The sequence below is a fragment of the Aphanothece sacrum FPU1 genome, assembly GCF_003864295.1.
Lineage (GTDB): Bacteria > Cyanobacteriota > Cyanobacteriia > Cyanobacteriales > Microcystaceae > Aphanothece_B > Aphanothece_B sacrum.
In genome coordinates this window covers 1-3,553 of the sequence record NZ_BDQK01000019.1, presented here as the reverse complement: position 1 = coordinate 3,553, position 3,553 = coordinate 1, and the positions used below count along the sequence as shown (strand labels likewise).

Below are 3,553 nucleotides of genomic sequence, written 5' to 3'. Positions count from 1 at the left end.
AAGCATGACTCAAGCTAACTGATTTGAGCATTCCGTTAAAACTGTCCGAGCCGACGAAGATGTAAAAGCCGAAGCCTGTTTCCTCCTTACAGCCTAAAACAGTCCTAAACAGAAAGACGGGAAGGTTTGGAAGCTTCCCATATGTCCCAAAAGTTAGGGAACATTTCAACTGGTAGCTAACCAGTCTCATCAGATGGGAGAGCGATCGCACTCAACTTTATCAGTAAGTTTGTCCCTAGTGAATTGTTTCAAATTGTAACAATCACTTAGTTAGTAATTACTTATTGTTTGATGTGAAACTTCATCAATTGTTCAATAACAATTTGACGTTCTTTGTCAGAAAAGATGCGAGGGAACCATTTCTTAATTTAAGTCGTATAAATTCCCCATCATCGTTAACTTCTGCTATCTCAAAGGTGTTAATCATAGTGAAGCATTCCTTCTCTTAACTGTGTAAGGAATTAGAACAAATTGAGGTATGGATAGATTAATATCAGTCATTTTGTGTTTATCATCAAAATAGGTTTAAACAATTAAACGAAAGGACGTTTGAGTATCCCTCACTGGTAACTTGCAAAATTAATTCAGTGAGGGATTTATTATTCCTTATGTTCTCGTTAAATTCTTGGTTAAAAGTACCCTTTTTAATCTCCTCATAGAAAGTTTTTAAACTCCTCACAATTTTCGGTCAAAAATTCTGTAAATGAGTCACTAGCATCTTTTATTAAACACAGATGAATATTCTTCAAAAGCCTTTGAAGGCAATTGCTAGACAACAAGACACATTAACTAAGTGTAATTGAGTGTAATTGGAAAGAGACCTTATAAATTGTCTTTGTTAAGCGTTGCTTGTTTAAAGACTAATTGTTTAAAGTATTCCAATTCGATATCCAATTTTCTCTAAGGATCGAGAAAGAACCATTCTTAAAGATGTGTTAGGAATTGTTAGCTGTGTTGGATGTCAATTTTTCAATTGACAAACCATTTAAAATCGCAAAAAATTCATAAGTTTTTACTTTTTCTTCTTCGGTTAATACTTCCTCTGGTATCTCCCAAAAGTAGGTTATCTCATCGGATAATTTACCCTCTATTTTTTGGATGAAAAGTACGGGAATTCCATCAGGGAAAATTTTTTTGTAAAGGTTTAAAATCTGACTTTAGCTTAGTATAAGCGGTAAAGTAACCCGAAAAACCCATTTTAGGCATAATTTACTCCGTATTGTACAAGCGTTGTAATTGTTGCAAGTCATAGCTTGCGGCAGAGATTCTCAAGGTCGTCTAGCCATCGGTTAACCTGTTCAACCGTAACAGGTTCTATTATTTCATCCTCTAATACCTCCTCATCTTGTGTTTCTTCTTCGGGTTCCCATTCTCCCAAAAGCTTCTCTAGTTCCTTTTTTGGATTACCTCCTTTATCTAAGACTTTAGCTTCAAATTCGTCCCATACTTTTCTAGGTATCTTAATACTTCGATAGGCATATTCTTTCTTTTCATCCATTCTCTCCTCAACAATTTCAGCCGTGATTAAATGAGAGGGTATTGTGTGAATAACCTCATTCCATCTATCCGCTAATTCATCCCCCTGATACTTAGTTAATGGCCGTGCTTGTGCCTCATTAACTGGTAATTTACTAAAGCCCATCTGTGCTAATTCTATTACGATTTTAGAAGCTTTAATAAGCCGTTCTATATAACTTCTGCTACGGTCTAGGGCTTTTTCACAAAAATCTTTAAAGGTCTTAAATTTACCTTGATAAATTTTCAACTCTTTAACAACTTGTGCGATTGCTCCCATATATAGCCAAGAAAAGGATGAGCGATGAAATAATTCTATGGCCTCATCTAATTCTAGCCATTTACCGTTATCTACTTGCTCCGTAATGACATTTAGAATGTGTTGTAAGTAGTTGGGTAAAATCTCATAAACCTCTTGATCCATGTAGACACGGGGGCAAAAAGTCCTGACAACTTATTTCATGTCCATTGTGAAAAATACGAGAGCAAAGACCTTTTAAGAGAGTTTGAGGATTAGCGTCCATAATAAAGACCTAAAGTTGAGTAAGTTAGGGAACAATCCCTAATTAGGGAACAATTTGAGGGAAGAAATAAGGGGAAATTCAAGCCTATTAATAATTCCCCTTAGACTTAAAGACAATAGGAAACTGTAATGGTAAAAAGTTTGCTTGTGTCACTCAATAGCCTAATTTTTAATTAAACACCTCCCAATTAATTAGCAATTCGTTACAACACTAAACTATAACCTGTTCCCTAACTATGACTTAACCTCGCAGGAAGTCCTTAAGGGAAGGGGTTTGTGTTGTCTCTTATCCATACGATAGTATGGGCTAGTCCATTTTGTCAATACTATCGTATGGAAATTATGTTAAAATGAATCTACATACGATTGAGTCAAAGGAAATTACATTGAAGGGATTGATCGCCGACGCGAACATGACACAGCGCGAATTTAGCAAGTTAACAGGTATCCCAGAAGTGACGATCAATTCTTGGGTTAGTCAAAAAAGAATGCCTAAGCTCGATAGTGCTGTGCTTTTATGCTGTCATCTCAAAATATCCCTTAAAACTCTAGCTAAGTCATTAGATATCGATGTATCGAACCTTCCCGATGACTTACCCATCTCAGAACCGTCAAAAGAGTTAACTATTAGTAAAGTCTAACTGTTCCATGTGTTCCCTAAATTGTTTTAAGCGATCGCGATCGCGGATTTGTTCCCTAAAAACATTTGTCCTGAAAAGGTAAGGAGTTTTTAGAAACTAATTAACAGTGCCAATTGGCAGAAAATTAATGACTATATTTTTTTGTGCCAATTGGCATCAATCCGCTTCGATCCATCACCGCCCCCTTAGAGCTTTATGCCAAACCCAGAAAAATCCCAGTTGAATAGAGCGTCAAACAATTTCTATCTATATAGAAGAATTTTTCGCCTTTTCAAAGCCATCATAAATGACCATCACCGCCATTACCGACCCGACCGAAAAATTTGCAACCAGTCGAAAAATGGAGCATTGGCCCTATGGGGAATGGTCGGGGTTTGGTGCGCGATCGCGCCCTTCTTTCCCCCAAGCTTGATCTAAAACCGCGATCGCCCACGTACCAAATAACCTAACCCGTCTAGTCGGGTTAGGGAACAATCTACACACATTAATCAAGAGGGAGTTAATTAAATGCTCATAGAAAAGGATGGATATAGCCTAAAAAAAAGGCTTTCGTAGTTTGATTGAGACGATTGCTTATAATAATGTTTTTTGAAGACGATGACTTATGTTATGGGCATAAAGTTCTAACCCACAAAGAAGTACGAATTATTGCCAATCAGCTATAGCAAACAATATGTCACACTGCTTTTATGGAGACATTGACAATCAAATAATGTTTTATCTTGGAGTTTACAATGTTACGGTTTAACCCATAAAGAAAGAATTTCTATCGCTAGACAAATTTTAGATTTAATTAAAGAACAAGAAACTAGAGAAGAAATCGAAAAAGAAAACGATACCATAGAGGGATTTTAAAATGATTAAACATTACGAA

3 protein-coding genes are annotated in these 3,553 nt (G+C 36.3%); 2 read left to right on the top strand and 1 reads right to left on the bottom strand.

The window, feature by feature from the left end:
* Positions 1-1,246 precede the first annotated feature (1,246 nt).
* Positions 1,247-1,939: a hypothetical protein gene (locus tag AsFPU1_RS22310; protein ID WP_125061194.1), complete on the bottom strand. Its 693-nt coding sequence runs from the start codon at positions 1,937-1,939 to the stop codon at positions 1,247-1,249.
* 449 nt (positions 1,940-2,388) lie between these two features.
* Between AsFPU1_RS22310 and AsFPU1_RS22305 the strand changes: the two genes are divergently transcribed.
* Together AsFPU1_RS22305 and AsFPU1_RS23365 are read left to right on the top strand one after the other, a co-directional pair.
* Positions 2,389-2,679, top strand: coding sequence for a helix-turn-helix domain-containing protein (locus tag AsFPU1_RS22305; RefSeq protein WP_227875732.1), 291 nt, complete (start codon positions 2,389-2,391; stop codon positions 2,677-2,679).
* Positions 2,680-2,965: 286 nt separating this feature from the next.
* Positions 2,966-3,091 (top strand): hypothetical protein, encoded by a 126-nt coding sequence (locus tag AsFPU1_RS23365; protein ID WP_265415796.1) that lies wholly within the window; start codon positions 2,966-2,968, stop codon positions 3,089-3,091.
* Positions 3,092-3,553 lie beyond the last annotated feature (462 nt).